Source organism: Pseudomonas sp. PSB11, assembly GCF_014596605.1.
Lineage (GTDB): Bacteria > Pseudomonadota > Gammaproteobacteria > Pseudomonadales > Pseudomonadaceae > Aquipseudomonas > Aquipseudomonas umsongensis.
Genome location: NZ_NOIO01000019.1, coordinates 74647 through 91576, shown reverse-complemented (window position 1 = coordinate 91576; position 16930 = coordinate 74647). Strand labels below are relative to the sequence as shown.

Sequence of the window (16930 nt, the reverse complement as noted above, 5' to 3'; positions counted from 1 at the left end):
ATCGCCTTCGCATAAAAGGCAAATTCGAAGTTTAGCCTGCTTTTTGCGCTGGAGCAGCGCCCCGGTCGATTGGCATACTTTGCCCATCAACCACAGGAGTCTGATGATGGACAACTCAATACGTCGCGGCTCGTTCGAAATGACCGCCGCCATGCTGATCTCCGGGACCATCGGCTGGTTCGTGCTGGTGTCCGGGCAACCGGTGCTGGACGTGGTGTTCTGGCGCTGCCTGTTCGGGGCCGGTGCGCTGCTGCTGATTTGTGCGGCGTTCGGCTTTCTTCGCCCTGGTATCCTCACCCGTACCACTTTCCTGTTGGCGGTGCTCAGCGGTGTGGCGATCGTCGGCAACTGGGTGTTGTTGTTCGCCTCTTATTCCCGGGCCTCGATAGCCATCGGTACGGCGGTCTATAACGTCCAGCCGTTCATGCTGGTGGGGCTGGCGGCGGTGTTTCTCAACGAGAAAATCACCCTGCAGAAACTGGCCTGGCTGGGCGTTTCGTTTCTCGGCATGCTGGCGATCGTCAGCGCACATGGCGGGGAGGGCGAGAGCGGTAACGAGTACTTGATAGGTATCGTTCTGGCCTTGGGCGCCGCGTTCCTCTATGCGATTGCCGCGTTGATCATCAAGCGCCTGACCGGTACGCCACCCCATCTGATTGCATTGGTCCAGGTCAGCACCGGCGTATTGCTGCTAGCACCATTCGCGCACTTTTCGGCCCTGCCGCAGGAGCCGAGTGCCTGGGGCAGCCTCGTCACCTTGGGCATCGTGCACACTGGCGTGATGTACGTGCTGTTGTACGGCGCGATCCAGAAACTGCCGACGGCATTGACCGGCGCGCTGTCGTTCATCTACCCGATCGCGGCGATTTTCGTCGACTGGTTTGCCTTCGGCCATCGCCTGGAACCGCTGCAATGGATCGGAGTGGCCGCGATCCTGCTGGCCGCGGCCGGCATGCAGCAGGGCTGGAGCTTGAAGTTGCGGCGCACCGTTACCTCGTAAGGTGTTTCAGATGTTCCAGCGCGGCGCCGTCCTGGCCAGTCGCTGGCGCATCTCGCCAATGTTGGCAAGCAGTTGCTCAGTCAACAATCGGTAACCGTCCAGGGCGTTGTAGACCGGCACATCGAGCCTGACCATCGGTAGCGCCACGGGGCGCTCCAGCCGGTGGGTGCCACCGGATTTCAGCGCCCGGGCCATGGCCATCAGTTGCACGCGAATCAGTCGATGCTCTGCCTTCAAGGCCGATTGCAGGTCGCTGGCATCCGGTCGGGTATTGCCCAGTATCTCAAGGGTGCTGACACACAGGCGCAGCTGACGTTGAATGGCATCGAGCTCGTTCATGGAAATCTTCACCTCCTTGGACACCGATGGCATCAGGGAGCGCAGTTGTACCATCACGGTGTTCAGTCGCCCCATCAGCCTTAGGTGTTCGTCGCCAGTCACCGATTGGCCGGTGATGATGCGACCGTAGACCGCCGCGCAGTCACGCAGGGCATCTGCCAGGTTGTACCGCCAGGAATAGACCGCATAGAGCGGCAGGGCGAAGGAAAATGCCAGGGCCAGGGCAATACCGATCAGGATATCCACCCCACGCCACAACCCGTCAGTGACCGGATTGTCACCATGCCCGGCGACGATGAATACGGTTATGCCAGCCAGCAACGCAGTGTATCCGCCTTTGCCGATGGCATGGTACGAGAAGAATCCGCACACCACCGCCATGGCGAAATAGGTCAGCCACGGCATCCCGAGCCAGGACTGTTGCACCACCAGGATCAGGCCGATAGCCGCCCCGACCAGAGTGCCGATGGCCCGTTCGGCCGCTTTCTTGCCGATGTTGCCATGGTGCTGCAAGCCGCCGATCACCACCAGCATCGTCACCGAGGCCCACTCGCCGTGGGGCAGGTGGATGCCGGTGGTCAGCAGGATCGTCGCCAGCAACCCGAGCGACACGCGCACGGCATGGATCATCCGCGCGTGGCGATAGCGCTGGTACGGGTCCAATAGCGGACGCAGTAACCGGCGCAGTAGCGGTGGCAAGCGAACAGCCGTGGATGCGCTCAGGTCGGCTCTCCTCAGAAGATGTAGTCAGTGGTCAGGAAGCTTGAACTGCGGCCGCTGATGATCTCGCTGATGAGATCCTTGTTGGTCTCCTGGAATTTGGTCGCCACCAGCGTGCGAATGGAAAACACCCGCAGGGCGTCGTGCACCGACAGCGTGCCCTCGGCGGAGTTTTTCCGGCCATTGAACGGATAGGTGTCCGGGCCGCGCTGGCATTGGGCGTTGAGGTTGATGCGCCCGACCTGGTTGGCGAAGGTGTCGACCAGTCGACCGACCGCCACCGGGTTGGTGCCGAAGATACTCAGTTGCTGGCCGAAGTCCGATTCGAGGACGTAGTCGATCACCGTGTCCAGATGACGATAGGGCACGATCGGCACCACCGGGCCAAATTGTTCTTCCTGGTAGACCCGCATCTGCGGCGTCACCGGGTACAGCACGGCGGGGTAGAAGAACGACGCGCGCGCCTCGCCGCCATTGGGGTTGACCACTTTCGCGCCCCTGCCCACGGCATCGGCCACCAGCGAGTGCAGGTAATCGACCTTGCCCGACTCCGGCAACGGTGTCAGCGCCACGCCACTGTCCCACGGCATGCCGGGTTTGAGCGTGGCCAGTTTGGCGTTGAATTTCTCGATGAAGGCCTCGACCACGTCTTCGTGGACAAACAGGATCTTCAGGGCGGTGCAGCGCTGGCCGTTGAATGACAGGGAGCCGGTGAGCGCTTCAGTCACCGCATTGTCCAGGTCCACCTCCGGCAGGACGATGCCGGGGTTTTTCGCGTCGAGTCCCAATGCCGCGCGCAAGCGGTGAGGGCGCGGGTGCAACTTCTTCAGGTCGCTGGCGGCCTTGTTGGTGCCGATGAAGGCAAAGATATCGATGTTACCGCTGGCCATCAGCGCGCTGACCGTCTCACGCCCGCTGCCGTAGATCACGTTGATCACCCCGGCCGGGAAGCTGTCGCGGAAGGCCTCCAGCAACGGGCGAATCAGCAGCACGCCAAGCTTGGCCGGCTTGAACACTACGGTGTTGCCCATGATCAGCGCCGGGATCAGCGTGGTGAAGGTTTCGTTCAGCGGGTAGTTGTAGGGCCCCATGCACAGCGCCACGCCCAGCGGTACGCGACGGATCTGACCGAGAGTGTCCTGCTCCAGTTCGAAGCGGCTGGAGCGGCGGTCGAGTTCCTTGAGGGCGTTGATGGTGTCGACGATGTAATCGCAGGTACGGTCGAACTCTTTTTCCGAATCCTTGAGGTTCTTGCCGATTTCCCACATCAGCAGCTTCACCACCGCTTCGCGCTGTTCACGCATGCGCCCCAGGAAGGTCTCGACATGCTGGATGCGCTCGGCCACGCGCAGGGTCGGCCACAAACCCTGGCCGCGGTCATAGGCACGCACGGCGGCGTCGAGGGCGGTCAAGGCGGTGGCGGCATCCAGCAACGGCGTGCTGCCGAGGATGACTTGTTCATCGCCATCAGGGCCGCTCAGGTAAACCGGGCTGCGCACCTGGGCGAGTGGACCTGGCCAGGTTTTCAATACGCCATCGACCAGGTACTCGCGTTGTTCGGTCTGGCCGTCGAGACGGTATTTTTCCGGGATGCTGCCGGCGTCGGGAAACAGGTTGCCAAGAATCTGTGCGGTCGTCATGTCGCTACCCCGTGTGTAATGTCAGCCGTGCGCTTATGGCTAGCCGTTGAAGAATCCAGTTCAAGGGTTATACGCCTTGTTGATGAGTTTTTTTAACTGCAATCGAGCGCTGATGGGCAGAATAGAGGGGTGAAGGTGTGATTATTGTGCTTCAAGCGTAGACCGCAATCGGCGTTGGGGTGAAACGCGATCTTTTGACCTGGGAGCACACAATGGCTGGTGCCGAGGTTAAACTCCGCGCTCTTTCATAAGGAGTTCACATGAGTCACTACCAGCCGGGCATTCTTGCCACCCCTGTTCCGCCTCTCGCCCGTCACATGTTCTTCGCCCTGGAATCGGCCGCGGCGCTGCCGGCTGCGTTGGACAAGCTGACGCAACTGGTGGATGGCAAATCGGTGGTGGTCGGCTTCGGTGAGTCCCTGGTCAAGGCCCTCGGCGGGCATGTCGAAGGCTTGCGGGCGTTTCCAGCGCTGAGCGGTGTCGGCGTCGACAACCCGTCGACGCAACAGGCGCTCTGGTGCTGGTTGCACGGTACCGACCGTGGCGAACTGCTCAACCGCAGCCACGCCTTCGAAGCAGCGTTGGCCCCGGCCCTGCGCCTGGTGCAAGTGACCGAGGGTTTCCGTCACCGTGACGGCCATGACCTGACCGGTTACGAAGACGGCACTGAAAACCCCCGTGACGAAGCTGCCGCGGCCGCCGCGCTGGTGGGTGAAGGCGCCGAAGGCATGGTGGGCGGCAGCTTTGCCGCGCTCCAGCAATGGCAGCATGACCTCAAGGGCTTTCGTGCAATGGCGTCCCATGAGACGGATGACATCATGGGCCGTCGCCTGAGCGATAACGAAGAACTCGACGACGCACCGATCTCGGCCCACGTCAAACGCACCGCCCAGGAGAGCTTTGCCCCTGAGGCGTTCGTGGTTCGCCGCTCGATGCCGTGGATCGAAGGCGAGCGTGCCGGGTTGATGTTCCTGGCCTTCGGTTTTTCCCTCGACGCCTTCGAAGCCCAACTGCGCCGCATGAGCGGGCTGGAAGACGGAATCACCGACGGCTTGTACCGCATCAGCCGGCCGATCACCGGTGGCTACTACTGGTGCCCGCCACTGAAGGATGGTCGTTTGGACCTGCGCGCCATGCGCATCGGCTGAGTAAAAGCAAAAGATCGCAGCCTTCGGCAGCTCCTACAGGTGGAACGCATAAACCTGTAGGAGCTGCCGAAGGCTGCGATCTTTTGATCTCCATCTAACCTTATGCCCAAACAGTATTTCTCAGCCATTCCTTAGAACTCTAAGATCACGTCATAACTCGTTATGACAAGTGATCTTCATGACCGATAACGTTCTATCGCTTAGTAGCGTTCCGCTGCACACCCAACTGCGCGATGTGTTGCGTGCGCGCATCCTCGACGGTGAATACCCGCAAGACAGCCAGATGCCTTCCGAAAGCGAGCTCGGTGCACTGTTCAAGGTCAGTCGCATCACGGTGCGCCAGGCTCTCGGCGATTTGCAGAAGGAAGGGCTGATCTTCAAGATCCACGGCAAGGGTACCTTCGTCGCCAAGCCGAAAACCTTCCAGAACGTCAGCACCTTGCAAGGCCTGGCCGAGTCCATGACCGGTCGCGGATATGAGGTGATCAACCGCCTGCGCAGCTTCAAGTTCATCGCTGCCGACAAGCTGGTCGCCGATCGCTTGCAGGTCGCCGAAGGCGAGACCGTGGCGCAGATCAAGCGGGTTCGCCTGATCAACCGCGAACCGATTTCGCTGGAAATCACTTACCTGCCCAAAGCCCTTGGCGAGCGTCTGGAGAAGGCCGATCTGGTAACCCGCGACATTTTCCTGATCCTGGAAAACGACTGCGGACTGTCCCTCGGTCACGCCGACCTGGCCATCGATGCAGTACTGGCCGACAGCGACCTGACCCAGGCGCTGAACGTCGAGGCCGGCTCGCCGATCATGCGCATCGAGCGCCTGACCCACGACGCCGAAGGCCGCCCAGTGGACTTCGAACACCTTTACTACCGTGGCGACGCCTTCCAGTACCGCCTGCGGATCGACCGGCAAAAAGGGGCGCAGGCATGACCCGAACGACTCTCGAACAGGAATACGACATCGTGGTGATCGGCGGCGGCACGGCCGGGCCGATGGCGGCGATCAAGGCCAAGGAGCGCAACCGCGATCTGCGGGTATTGTTGATCGACAAGGCCAACGTCAAGCGCAGCGGCGCGATCAGCATGGGCATGGACGGCCTCAACAACGCGATCATTCCCGGCCACTCCACGCCGAAGCAGTACACCAAGGAAATCACCATCGCCAACGACGGCATCGTCAATCAGGCTGCGGTGTATGCCTACGCGACCCACAGTTTCGAGACCCTCTCACAGCTGGACCGCTGGGGCGTGAAGTTCGAGAAAGACGAGACCGGCGACTACGCGGTGAAAAAGGTCCACCACATGGGCGCCTACGTGCTGCCGATGCCGGAAGGCCACGACATCAAGAAAGTCCTGTATCGCCAGTTGAAGCGGGCGCGGGTCAGCATTACCAATCGCCTGGTCTGCACCCGTTTGCTCAAGGACGAAGAGGGCGCCGTCAACGGCGTGATGGGCTTCGATTGCCGCACGGCCGACTTCCATGTGATCAAGGCCAAGGCCGTGATCCTCGCCTGCGGTGCCGCCGGACGCCTGGGCCTGCCGGCTTCGGGTTACCTGATGGGCACCTACGAAAACCCGACCAATGCCGGCGACGGTTACGCCATGGCCTACCACGCCGGAGCCGAACTGGCGAACCTGGAATGCTTCCAGATCAACCCGCTGATCAAGGACTACAACGGCCCGGCCTGCGCCTACGTCACCGGTCCCTTGGGTGGCTACACCGCCAACAATAAGGGCGAGCGCTTCATCGAGTGCGACTACTGGAGCGGCCAGATGATGTGGGAGTTCCACCAGGAGCTGGAAAGTGGCAACGGCCCGGTGTTCCTCAAGCTCGATCACCTGGCCGAAGAAACCATCCAGAACATCGAAGAGATCCTGCACAGCAACGAGCGCCCGAGTCGCGGTCAGTTCCACGCCAATCGCGGCACCGACTACCGCACGCAGATGGTCGAGATGCACATCTCCGAGATCGGTTTTTGCAGCGGACACTCGGCGTCTGGCGTGTGGGTCAACGAGAAGGCCGAGACCTCGGTCAAGGGCCTGTATTCGGCCGGAGACATGGCCGCGGTGCCGCACAACTACATGCTCGGTGCGTTCACCTATGGCTGGTTTGCCGGCACCAACGCGGCGGACTTTGTCGCCGGACGCGAGTTTTCCGCGCTCGATGCCGAACAGATCGCAATTGAAAAGCAGCGAGTCTACGCCCCCCTTGACCGCGAGCACGGCCTGCCACCGGCCCAGGTCGAGTACAAGCTACGCCGCTTCGTCAACGACTACCTGCAGCCGCCGAAAGTGACGAAGAAGATGCAGATCGGCCTGCAACGCTTCAGCGACATCCAGCGTGACCTGGATCAGATCAAGGCCCACAACGCCCACGAACTGATGCGCGCCATGGAAGTCAGCATGATCCGCGACTGCGCCGAAATGGCTGCCCGTGCTTCATTGTTCCGCGCCGAAAGTCGCTGGGGGCTTTACCACTATCGGGTCGACCACCCGCAACGCGACGACAGCGACTGGTTCTGCCATTGCCACTTGAAGAAGGGCGAAAACGGCGTGATGACCAGTTTCAAGAAAGCCGTCGAACCTTACATCATCCCGCTGGACGCCGACGAGATGCAGGCCTACGACCGGTTGCGGGTCGGTGCCGACGCGGCTTGAGCATGACACTAGAGAGAAACCGTGAAATGGCCTACCAACCCCAGGAAATATTCTTTCGCTCCAATGCACCGGTCACCGTCGACGAGGACCTTTGCATCGCCCACAAGGGCTGCACGGTGTGCGTCGACGTCTGCCCGATGGACTTGCTGGCGATCAACCCGGCCACGCAAAAGGCCTACATGGCCTTCGATGAATGCTGGTACTGCATGCCGTGCGAAAAGGACTGCCCGACTGGGGCGGTGAAAGTAGACATTCCCTATTTGTTGCGCTGAAACACCGAACCTGTAGGAGCCGGCTTGCTGGCGATAGCAGTGGATCAGGCAACTGATTTATCGACTGGCAGACCGCCATCGCCAGCAAGCCGGCTCCTACAGTGGATCGACGCCAGCCGCAAGTCTTCTGTACACCGGAAAACCTGTAACCCAAATGCCATCCGGCAACACCGGACGCTGAATTGAAAAACACCCCTCGTTTCCCACCACGCCCTGATCGTGGCGGAGACGAACATCCTATGAATGATTCGAGGGGAAACACTCATGATATTGCGCGCAGCTTTGGTCGGTCTGGTACTGGCCTCATTCACCTTGTCGGCGCAAGCCGAAACCATCCGCATCGCCATCGGCACCCAGGACACCACCATCAATTGCGCCGCGGGCGGCCTGTTGATCCGCGAGCTGGGCCTGCTGGACAAATACCTGCCCCACGATGGCCAGTACAAGGACGCCAAGTACGAGGTGCAGTGGAAGAACTTCACCAGCGGCGCGCCGCTGACCAATGAGATGGTCGCCGGCAAGCTCGACTTCGGCGCCATGGCCGATTTCCCCGGGTCGTTCAACGGCGTGGCGTTTGAAACCGCCGGCAAGCACAGCCTGTTCATCAGCGTGCTGTCGGGCAGCACTCAGGGCAGTGGCAACGGCATCGTGGTGCCGAGCGCGTCGGGCGTGCAGTCACTGGCCGAGCTCAAGGGCAAGACCATTTCCGTTCCGTTCGCGTCCACTGCCCATGGCATGTTGCTGCGCGCTGTGGCGGCCCAGGGTTGGGACCCGCTCAAGGACGTGAACATCATTGCCCAGCCACCGGAAGTCGCCGGTTCCGCGTTGCAGGCCGGCAAGATCGACGCCCATGCCGACTTCGTGCCGTTCGCCGAACTGTTCCCGAGCCGGGGGTTCGCACGCAAGATCTACGACGGTTCCCAGGCTGGCGCGCCGACCTTCCACGGTGCGCTGGTGGACCAGGCCTATGCGAAAAAATACCCGGAAATCGTCGTCGCCTACCTGCGCGCGAGCATCGAAGCCAACCAACTGCTGGCCGCCGAGCCCGAGAAGTACAGCGAGTTGATCGCCAAGGTCACCGGGGTCGATGCGGAGGTCAACTACCTGTTCCACGGCCCGCTCGGCGTGCAGACCCGCGACCTGACCTGGAAACCGGAATACCGCCAGGCCGTCGGCACCGCCATCGACACCCTCAAGCTATTGAAGAAGGCTGATCGCGGTCTTGACCTGAATACCTTCATCGACGACCAATACATTCGCGCCGCGTTCAAGGCGTCCAATCTGGACTACAGCGCGCAGTTGGCGAATTACGAGCAGACGCCGCTCAAGGCCGTCGATGCAGGCAGTGGCCAGGCCATCACCGACTTCAGCCACGTGGCCGAGATCTGGGTGCGCGGCGAGCCGAAAGTCCGTCAGTACGCCTCGGCGCAAGCGGCATTCACCGCGCTGGCCGCGCTGAAGCAGGAAGGCAAGAACATCCGCGCCGTGTATGCCCAGGCCAGTGACAGCGGGATCAAGTTGCTGGCCGACCAGGCGTGGTTTGCCAGCGATGCGAAAGGACGCCTCAGCGCGTTTCTGCTCAAGGGCCAGGCCCAGCAATTCGCCACGGCCCAGGGCGGCAAGGTGTTCGATTTCACCGATGCCACGGCGCAAGCCGTGGCCGCGCGCTAACCCCTGGAGCCCCGCAATCCCCCTGTGGGAGCGAGCCTGCTCGCGAATACGTACTGACATCCACCATCGATGTCGACTGACCCACCGCTTTCGCGAGCAGGCTCGCTCCCACAGTGATGTTGGTGGAGAGGAATTATTGTGTACGGATCATTTAACCGATGGCTCCCCCGAGCCGCCTCGCTGTTGCTCTGCCTGCTGTTCTGGCAACTCGCCGCCAGCCACCACTGGAACCTCGGCCTGGTGACCTTCGCCAACGTCCCGACACCCCTTGCCGTGATTGAAGCGGCACTGGGCCTCGGTGACTCCGGCAAACTCGCCCGACACCTTGGCAGCAGCCTCAGCCGGGTCTTCGCCGGTTACCTCGCGGCATTGGTGATCGGCGTCGCCCTGGGCCTGGCCATCGGTCGCTCGAAATGGGCCGAAGATTTGTTGCTGCCACCGCTGGAAGTGCTGCGCCCAATTCCCGCCGTGGCCTGGATTCCCCTGGCGATCCTGATGTTCCCCTCGTCCGAGCTGTCGATGGTCTTCATCACCTTTACCGGCGCCTTGTTCCCGATCCTGCTCAATACCGTGCACGGTGTCGAAGGCGTCGATCCACGGCTGATCGCTTCGGCGAAAAGCCTCGGGGCAGGGCGACGGGCGATGCTGCTGGAAGTGATTCTGCCGGGGGCCGCACCGAGCGTCATCACCGGCCTTTCCATCGGCATGGGCACGTCGTGGTTTTGCCTGGTGACCGCCGAGATGATCTCCGGCCAATACGGCATCGGCTATTACACCTGGGAGTCCTACACCATCCAGAACTACCCCGACATTGTGGTCGGCATGTTGCTGATCGGCGTACTCGGGATGGGCAGCAGCCTGCTGATCAAACGCCTGGGCGGTGTATTCACGCCCTGGCATCGACCACGAGGAAAAGCCTGATGAGTGTTTTTCTACAGCCCGAAGGGCGGATCGATATCCGCGGTTTGTCGATCAGCCTGGGCGAGGGCAGCGCGGCCTTCGAAGCCGTGCAGGGCCTCGATTGCCTGATCGAACCGGGGCAGTTCGTGTGCATCCTCGGGCCGTCCGGTTGTGGCAAGTCGACCTTGCTCGGCGCCCTGGCCGGTCATCTGCAACCGCGCGATGGCAGCCTCAAGGTTGATGGCGCGCCGGTGTCCGGCCCGTCGCCTCAACGCGGCATGGTGTTTCAGCAGCACACACTGTTCCCTTGGCGCACGGTGCGCGACAACATTGCGTTCGGCCTGAAAATGCGCGGCATCGGTAAAGCCGAACGGGACAAGGCCGCCGATGAAATCCTCGCCCTGGTCGGCCTTGAAGGCTTCGCCGAGCGCTGGCCGGATCAGTTGTCCGGTGGCATGCAACAACGGGTGGAGATCGCCCGGGTGCTGGTCAATCGCCCACGTTTGTTGCTGATGGACGAGCCCTTTGGCGCTCTCGATGCCCTGACCCGCTTGAACATGCAGGAACTGCTGCTGGACATCTGGACGCGCATTCGCACCACCGTGGTGTTCGTCACCCATGACATCGACGAGGCGCTGTTCCTCGCCGACCGCCTGCTGGTGATGAGCACGCGTCCCGGTCGGATCATCGAAGACCTGCGCCTGGATTTCCCCCGGCCACGCACCACCGAACTGGTGACCAGCCACGAGTTCTCCCGCTTGAAGCGTCACTGCCTTGAATTACTGCGTCACGAAGACGGTCGGCAATTACCACGCCTTAACCCTCTCGGACTTCCTCCAGAAAACAAACTGCCGCGATTTGCCCTATGACCTCACTCTTCGATGTAACCGATAACGATGACATTCTCGCCCTGCAACCACGCCTGACCGACGACGATGCCGGCGTGCGCCGCATCGCCCTGATCGAACTGGCCGACCTGGAAGAGCCGGACGGCCTGCTGTGGCTGGTCAACCGATTGTCCGCAGACCCGGCCGAAGACGTTCGTGCCGAAGCCGCGCGGTTGCTCGAAGCCTGGGAGGACGAGCCTGTGGTCGAAGCGCTGTGCCAGGCCCTGACCGATCCATCGGCTGCGGTGCAAGCCGCCGCGGCGCAAAGCCTCAGCCTGCTCAAGAGCGAAGCGGCGGGTGAGGTGATCCTGCCGTGGACCGGGCATGCCGACATCGGCGTGCGCATCGCTGCGTTCAGGGCCTTGCGTGAATTGCGCTACCCGCAAGCGGCCCCGGCGGCGCTGGTTGCGTTGAGCGATCAGGAGGCCAATGTCCGCCGTGAAGCCGTCGGCGTGCTGGGTTGGCTCAAACAGCTCGACGCCTTGTCGGCCCTGGCTCGACTGGCCAGTGCCGATCCGGACACCGAAGTGCGCCGCGCCGCGACCGGCGCACTCGGCCTGGCGTCTGACGAGCAGGTGCTGCCGGCCCTGCGCCAAGCCTTGCAGGACCAGGCCTGGCAAGTGCGCGAGGAAGCCGCCACCACCCTGGGCAAGGTCGGCCACATCGACGCCGGCCCTGCCTTGGTCCAAGCCCTGAGCGACGATTACTGGCAAGTGCGCCTTCGCGCCACCCGCAGTCTCGGCCGCTTGCGTTACGCCCAGGCACTGGACGCGCTGATCGAAACCCTCGGCCACCGCATCAGCAACCTGCGCAAGGAAGCCGCCCTGGCCCTCGGTGAGTTGAACGAGAAAGGCGCCATCGCCCCATTGCTGGCCGCGCAGGACGACGGTGATCCGGAAGTGCGCAAAGCGGTGCGCATTGCCCTGAGTCAGCTGCAATGAACCCGCTGTCCATCGGCAACTCCCGCAGCAGGCAGCAGCTGCGACTGAACTGGCCGAATGGCCGCGAGCAGTGGCTGGATCATGCCGAGTTGCGCCGCCAGTGCCCGTGTTCGCAATGCCGGGCGTTTCGCTTGCGCGGGATGACGCCGCTGGTTGACGACCGCGTTCGGTTGGTCGAGGTGAATTCGCAGGGGTATGGGTTGCAGTTGGTGTTCAGTGATGGCCACGAACGCGGGATCTATCCCTGGGCCTACCTCTCCAGCCTGAGCTGAACCCTGTAGGAGCTGTCTCGTGAAACGAGGCTGCGATCTCTTGATCTTGCTTTTAAAAACAAAGTCAAAAGATCGCAGCCTCGTTTCACTCGTCAGCTCCTACAGTGCTTAAGTTGCGAATACAGGTTCAGTAACGGCTCGAATAAACGCATCATCCACAGTCTTTGCTCCATACCGATGCGTGAATTCATTTCCATTGGCGAAACGATTGAAGCGTTGCTGGCTGATCATATAGAAATAATCACAGTGGCTGATCACCTCCTCAACATTGTGAGAAGAAACCAGGATGGCAGTGCCTTCCTTTGCAGCGCCGTGAAGGCACTGCCATATATAGTGGCGAAACTCTGGATCTACACCGGCAGTAGGTTCGTCGAGAATCACGAAGTCTGCAGAAATTGAAAGGAGAGTGAGAGTAAAGAACCAGCGTGTCTCGCCGTAACTGCACAATGCCGATTTCTTGTTCCATATGTCTTGGTAGCGGCTGACTATCAAAGGGCTCCATGCAGATAGTTTCTCCAGCGTTGTATCATAAGTCATGGGTTCGCTTGATGATAAAGCAGTGACCATCTTAAAAATATCACGCATGCGAAGCGGTGGAGGAGTGCTGATGATTTGAGAAAGATATAAAAGGTGGCTGAAGTCGTTTTTGATTAAACCGGATTTTGCTTTTTTCAGATTGCAAACAATATCGAAAAAAGACGTTTTACCAGATCCGTTGGGTCCTAGAATACCAACAATGTCACCCTGAGATACTTCAAGGGAGGCTTGGGTCAAAAGAGCTCTATCGGGGTAGGATAAGTCAATATCCTGCGCTTTGAATTGTTTCATTAATATCGACTCCATACTGGATTGATTCTTAGGTGTTTGTATGTTTTGTGTAGTGTTATTATAAATATGATAACTATTGTTGTTGTTATAAGTTTGTTGGATTCAAGGTCGCTTTCCATTAAGTGATTTGCAAGTGTTAAAGGGTTTGCCAGATTCAAGCGGTTGGTAATGTAATCGTCTCTAGTGGCGCTCATCACTCCCAGAATTAACATGCAGAACGAAAAAATGGAGAGTAATGTGTTTGAGTTTTGAAAGTTGATTGGCAGCAATGAAAACGCTGCGCCAAAAGCGCAAAACATGATAAAGCAAATGTAAAAGCGGAGCGCGATACCCAATAGTTCGATTGGGGTATAGTCTCCAAACGGGAGTTTGGTTGTCAGGTAAAAAGTTGTGCAATACGCTATTGATATTAAGGAGTATGCAAGAAAATGCGACAAAAGAAATACGAGTTTTGATTCCTGGGAGTAGATAAATGATCGGGTGAATCCGCTTTCTCTTCTTCCGATGATGTAGAAAGAAAATCCAAATAATGCGACGCTTGAGGAAATGTAGGCATAGAACCATGCCGAGATCGATGTGTAATTGTTCGAAAAGTAATTGGTGTCTTGCCTAGTTACTGCAAAAAAATAGAACATAGCGCAGGGTGATATCATAATCCAAAAGAAAGCAATCGGTTCTTTTAATTGCTCTTTTATAAAAATGGATGTTAGGGATAGCGTTCTGAGAAATATGTTTTTGGTCATGATCGGTTTCTCTACGGGAATGGAACCATTGTTTTTTTTCTATCTTCGTGTACCGCTGAAAGAAAAGGGGCTGAGTATTCGTTGTCAAGGTTTATGTTGTTTGAGTTGTTCATGTGCATAAATAATGAGGGTGAGATGAATTTGCAGAATGTGTATTTTATACCGTCTATTTTAGTTGCTTTTATATAAAGGTATCCTTCAATGTTTTGTTGTTTTAAACTTTTTGTAAGGCTTTTAATGTTTATTCTTGATGGCTTTGGTTTGTTTTTCGGCATGGATTGGTAATTGAGTTTTAATGCAATTTCCTCAAAGGTTTTGTATGAGTTGCACCCAAAAAAGTGACGAATATAAGAGTCTTTAAGAGAGTCGGAATTACCACGTAACACGCTGAATAGATTCATGAATCTAAAAGTTTGCCATAACTCCAGGATGGATTTGTCCAACGCGTCGGTTCGATTTTCCGAGTAAGACATACCTGCGCAGTAATGAACGTTTCGAGCTGGGTCGTTGTTGCCGTAAATTGTCAGTAGACATGTTCCTGGAAAATTTTCGTCAGAAATGTCAATTGTTAACAACTTCCCTGATTTTCTCAGGACGTTGAAAAGACCATAAGAAGGCAGCGCTTTTATCGTCGTTGATATCTCATTTAGCTTGATCGTTCCTTTGCATTGATTGGTTAGCCAGAATCGAGTGAGGAATTGCCGTTCAAGTGATTCTTTCATAGCGCCAAGAACGGCAGCATTGGAATTCCAATGGAAGCTACAACCGCAAGTGTCACGATGGGGGTATATATCATTGTCATCGCTTTTGTCATGAGTTAGAGAAATACATACAGTTGGAATAGCGCAAGCTGAAAAATCAGAAATGCGTAGGACGGTTGTCATATTGAAATTGTGTTTCGTTAAAGTCGTTAGGTTGGTGTTTTTTGAAGCGGTTTGATTAAACGCCTTAATGAATTTCTCAACCTCTTTTGTTGTGAGTTTTTTCCCTAGGCTCGAATAGCTGTCTGGAAGTATTTCTAGATAAAAGTGACGTCTCTCGAAGTACTCACCTAAGGCGGTCTTTACTGATGTAGAGCTTGTGCCAATGCCTGAGCCTATTGAGTTCCATTGATCACTGATCTCTGAGCAAAAAGGGAATTCGAGAATGCAAGGGGGCTGATACCACATTTGCCCAGGTAGCGACGGTTCATTGCTGTGTGTTGAAATTTTCATGTTAGCCACCAATTAATTGTACGCTTGAAGGATAGAATAGAGTTGGATTTAGTCCCATTGCTCTGCATAACATGTTGTCGGTGTATCCCGACCATTGACGGCTTTTAAGATTTACATGTTTGCATTGAAGGTCAACTAGCATGTACATTGATCCGGCTTCCATCAGTGCTAGCCTGTATCCGCGATAGCGATATTTGAAAAGCGTTTTTGGCATATATATCGCATAAACAATTGCTATACTGGGATTACCAATTTTATTTCCTTTAGGTAATATTGCTTCTATCATTTGGCTGTTGTCGTAACTGTTCTGTACTATTTCAAGTTTTCTTGAGTTTGGTAGTAGGTGTAATATTTTTTCAGGGCAGGGCCATGTGTTATTGGATGATAGGGAACAGCAGAATACTTCGACTGAGTAGAGTGCTCCAGCACTCGGGTAACCTCTCTTGTACGAAGTTTCGTCTTTTCTAAGAAGTGGGCTTAATAATTGTTTTATTGATTCGAAGGCAATGCCTCTTGTATCGAAATAATCGCATGATTGATTTCGATAGAGTGGGCTGGAAGGTGCGAGCGCGTCGAGTGTAGGTCCCGCCGTGGTGATATCCAGGTCGGGGTATATTTGCAGTTCATTGCCTGTCAGGTCGGAGAGCAAATGTGCTGGAAAGTTATGAAGTAAAGAAATATTGCTGACGCATTCATGGAGAGTAAAATTCCCTTTGTTGTGAAATTCCAAGACGTCCTCGTATACTTTTTGGTCGAGAAATTTAATGTAGTAGTCATGCGGGATATTTATCATATTTAGATCTCAGGCAGGTGCAAGAATGCCAGTGAGGACATAACTCTTCCGAAATCAATCCGCTGTTTAGATCTACGGTCATTGATGAGAGAGAATTGTCCTGATATCTGAAGCCTTGATTGTGCTCAGTATGAAGCTTAATTTTCTTTATCAGAGTGCCTATCGCTAGATTTTTCTGTAGTAAAGTCAACTGTTGTGATGGTATGGGTACGTTTCGATCAACACAGAAATTCATCAATGCAGACCAAGTGTTTCGGCTTTCGTTGATTTTTTCGTAATTCAATTGCCTCTCTATAAGGCAAAAGTGACAGGGGTTACCAATAATGGGGATGTACGGTTGACTAATGCGGAAGTTATTACCGCTAAAATATGCTACTGAGATAGCGCTGCTCGGAGATGATTCTGCTAAACGAAAATATAATTTTTTGATTTTCAAGTAATTATATTGCGTGCAAATTATTATGATTAGGAATGCATCACCCTTCGTGCGATCAATTAAGGAGTCCATTTCGCTGACTATTTCATGTTTGTGTTTTATCTCTTGATTGATTATCGCTTCAAGTTCATCTCGGTTGCACCAGTCATGTGCTATCAGCACCTGTTTGAAATATATTTCCGGGGGTTGGTTTTTTAGTCCTATCGCCTGGCTCAAAAATAAATAAGTGTCTTTCAGTGGTAGTTCGTGCGTGGCAACTATCTTATTGAATTGTGATTTTGAGATGTTAGGTGCATTCTGTTTTTTTAGTTCTCGCAGGACATTTAGTAGACTTTTTGATTCGGTTTTCGATGTTCCGGTCATGGATATTATTAGTGACTCGTTTGGTGGCAGATTTATAATGTCAAAATCTGAAAATGTCAGTTGCATGTGACTCCTCCTAAAAGGACCTTTCGTGGTGAAAGATCC

At 56.3% G+C, this 16930-nt stretch carries 16 protein-coding genes; 10 read left to right on the top strand and 6 right to left on the bottom strand.

From position 1 onward, the window contains the following. Window positions 1–106 precede the first annotated feature (106 nt). Entirely contained in the window at window positions 107–1000 is an 894-nt protein-coding gene (locus CGA21_RS20675) for a DMT family transporter (RefSeq protein ID WP_033045090.1), read from the top strand. A 6-nt stretch (window positions 1001–1006) separates the two neighbouring features. On the opposite strand, the gene CGA21_RS20670 is transcribed toward CGA21_RS20675, so the two are convergent. Next, window positions 1007–1969, bottom strand: coding sequence for an FUSC family protein (locus tag CGA21_RS20670; protein WP_110753332.1), 963 nt, complete (start codon window positions 1967–1969; stop codon window positions 1007–1009). A 104-nt stretch (window positions 1970–2073) separates the two neighbouring features. Beyond that, on the bottom strand, window positions 2074–3699 hold the full coding sequence (locus CGA21_RS20665) for an NADP-dependent glyceraldehyde-3-phosphate dehydrogenase (RefSeq protein ID WP_188264930.1): 1626 nt from the start codon (window positions 3697–3699) through the stop codon (window positions 2074–2076). 260 nt (window positions 3700–3959) lie between these two features. On the opposite strand from CGA21_RS20665, the gene CGA21_RS20660 reads away from it, so the two are divergent. The 9 genes from CGA21_RS20660 (at window position 3960) to CGA21_RS20620 (ending at window position 12448) form a co-directional block, all read left to right on the top strand. Further along, window positions 3960–4847, top strand: coding sequence for a Dyp-type peroxidase (locus tag CGA21_RS20660; RefSeq protein WP_188264929.1), 888 nt, complete (start codon window positions 3960–3962; stop codon window positions 4845–4847). Window positions 4848–5025: 178 nt separating this feature from the next. Next, window positions 5026–5778 (top strand): GntR family transcriptional regulator, encoded by a 753-nt coding sequence (locus tag CGA21_RS20655; RefSeq protein ID WP_110753328.1) that lies wholly within the window; start codon window positions 5026–5028, stop codon window positions 5776–5778. After that, window positions 5775–7505 (top strand): fumarate reductase/succinate dehydrogenase flavoprotein subunit, encoded by a 1731-nt coding sequence (locus CGA21_RS20650; protein WP_188264928.1) that lies wholly within the window; start codon window positions 5775–5777, stop codon window positions 7503–7505. The genes CGA21_RS20655 and CGA21_RS20650 overlap by 4 nt, the downstream gene beginning before the upstream one ends. Window positions 7506–7531: 26 nt before the next feature. Continuing rightward, a complete protein-coding gene (locus CGA21_RS20645) occupies window positions 7532–7777 on the top strand; it encodes a ferredoxin family protein (RefSeq protein ID WP_008060065.1) in 246 nt (81 codons plus the stop codon). 264 nt (window positions 7778–8041) lie between these two features. Then, window positions 8042–9448, top strand: coding sequence for an ABC transporter substrate-binding protein (locus tag CGA21_RS20640; RefSeq protein ID WP_188264927.1), 1407 nt, complete (start codon window positions 8042–8044; stop codon window positions 9446–9448). A 138-nt stretch (window positions 9449–9586) separates the two neighbouring features. Next, the gene (locus tag CGA21_RS20635; RefSeq protein ID WP_110753324.1) at window positions 9587–10369 is read left to right on the top strand and encodes an ABC transporter permease subunit; all 783 of its coding nucleotides are present in this window, start codon (window positions 9587–9589) and stop codon (window positions 10367–10369) included. Next, the gene (locus CGA21_RS20630) at window positions 10369–11217 is read left to right on the top strand and encodes an ABC transporter ATP-binding protein (RefSeq protein WP_110753323.1); all 849 of its coding nucleotides are present in this window, start codon (window positions 10369–10371) and stop codon (window positions 11215–11217) included. The genes CGA21_RS20635 and CGA21_RS20630 overlap by 1 nt, the downstream gene beginning before the upstream one ends. Beyond that, the gene (locus CGA21_RS20625) at window positions 11214–12176 is read left to right on the top strand and encodes a HEAT repeat domain-containing protein (RefSeq protein ID WP_188264926.1); all 963 of its coding nucleotides are present in this window, start codon (window positions 11214–11216) and stop codon (window positions 12174–12176) included. The genes CGA21_RS20630 and CGA21_RS20625 overlap by 4 nt, the downstream gene beginning before the upstream one ends. Next, window positions 12173–12448 (top strand): DUF971 domain-containing protein, encoded by a 276-nt coding sequence (locus CGA21_RS20620; protein WP_110753321.1) that lies wholly within the window; start codon window positions 12173–12175, stop codon window positions 12446–12448. The genes CGA21_RS20625 and CGA21_RS20620 overlap by 4 nt, the downstream gene beginning before the upstream one ends. Window positions 12449–12556: 108 nt before the next feature. On the opposite strand, the gene CGA21_RS20615 is transcribed toward CGA21_RS20620, so the two are convergent. From CGA21_RS20615 to CGA21_RS20600, 4 genes are all read right to left on the bottom strand, one after another. Next, a complete protein-coding gene (locus CGA21_RS20615) occupies window positions 12557–13276 on the bottom strand; it encodes an AAA family ATPase (protein WP_188264925.1) in 720 nt (239 codons plus the stop codon). A gap of 754 nt (window positions 13277–14030) precedes the next feature. Beyond that, window positions 14031–15233, bottom strand: coding sequence for a YcaO-like family protein (locus tag CGA21_RS20610; protein ID WP_223194205.1), 1203 nt, complete (start codon window positions 15231–15233; stop codon window positions 14031–14033). 1 nt (window position 15234) lies between these two features. Further along, the gene (locus tag CGA21_RS20605; RefSeq protein WP_317451697.1) at window positions 15235–15963 is read right to left on the bottom strand and encodes a SagB/ThcOx family dehydrogenase; all 729 of its coding nucleotides are present in this window, start codon (window positions 15961–15963) and stop codon (window positions 15235–15237) included. Between the two features lie 43 nt (window positions 15964–16006). Then, window positions 16007–16891 (bottom strand): McbB family protein, encoded by an 885-nt coding sequence (locus CGA21_RS20600; RefSeq protein ID WP_110753316.1) that lies wholly within the window; start codon window positions 16889–16891, stop codon window positions 16007–16009. Window positions 16892–16930: the final 39 nt, after the last annotated feature.

Bases quoted from the DNA above. Each gene is read 5' to 3' on its own strand.
- CGA21_RS20675 (WP_033045090.1), top strand. From the start codon at position 107: ATGGACAACTCAATACGTCGCGGCTCGTTCGAAATGACCGCCGCCATG.
- CGA21_RS20670 (WP_110753332.1), bottom strand. From the start codon at position 1,969: ATGATCCATGCCGTGCGCGTGTCGCTCGGGTTGCTGGCGACGATCCTG.
- CGA21_RS20665 (WP_188264930.1), bottom strand. From the start codon at position 3,699: ATGACGACCGCACAGATTCTTGGCAACCTGTTTCCCGACGCCGGCAGC.
- CGA21_RS20660 (WP_188264929.1), top strand. From the start codon at position 3,960: ATGAGTCACTACCAGCCGGGCATTCTTGCCACCCCTGTTCCGCCTCTC.
- CGA21_RS20655 (WP_110753328.1), top strand. From the start codon at position 5,026: ATGACCGATAACGTTCTATCGCTTAGTAGCGTTCCGCTGCACACCCAA.
- CGA21_RS20650 (WP_188264928.1), top strand. From the start codon at position 5,775: ATGACCCGAACGACTCTCGAACAGGAATACGACATCGTGGTGATCGGC.
- CGA21_RS20645 (WP_008060065.1), top strand. From the start codon at position 7,532: ATGGCCTACCAACCCCAGGAAATATTCTTTCGCTCCAATGCACCGGTC.
- CGA21_RS20640 (WP_188264927.1), top strand. From the start codon at position 8,042: ATGATATTGCGCGCAGCTTTGGTCGGTCTGGTACTGGCCTCATTCACC.
- CGA21_RS20630 (WP_110753323.1), top strand. From the start codon at position 10,369: ATGAGTGTTTTTCTACAGCCCGAAGGGCGGATCGATATCCGCGGTTTG.
- CGA21_RS20625 (WP_188264926.1), top strand. From the start codon at position 11,214: ATGACCTCACTCTTCGATGTAACCGATAACGATGACATTCTCGCCCTG.
- CGA21_RS20620 (WP_110753321.1), top strand. From the start codon at position 12,173: ATGAACCCGCTGTCCATCGGCAACTCCCGCAGCAGGCAGCAGCTGCGA.
- CGA21_RS20615 (WP_188264925.1), bottom strand. From the start codon at position 13,276: ATGAAACAATTCAAAGCGCAGGATATTGACTTATCCTACCCCGATAGA.
- CGA21_RS20610 (WP_223194205.1), bottom strand. From the start codon at position 15,233: ATGAAAATTTCAACACACAGCAATGAACCGTCGCTACCTGGGCAAATG.
- CGA21_RS20600 (WP_110753316.1), bottom strand. From the start codon at position 16,891: ATGCAACTGACATTTTCAGATTTTGACATTATAAATCTGCCACCAAAC.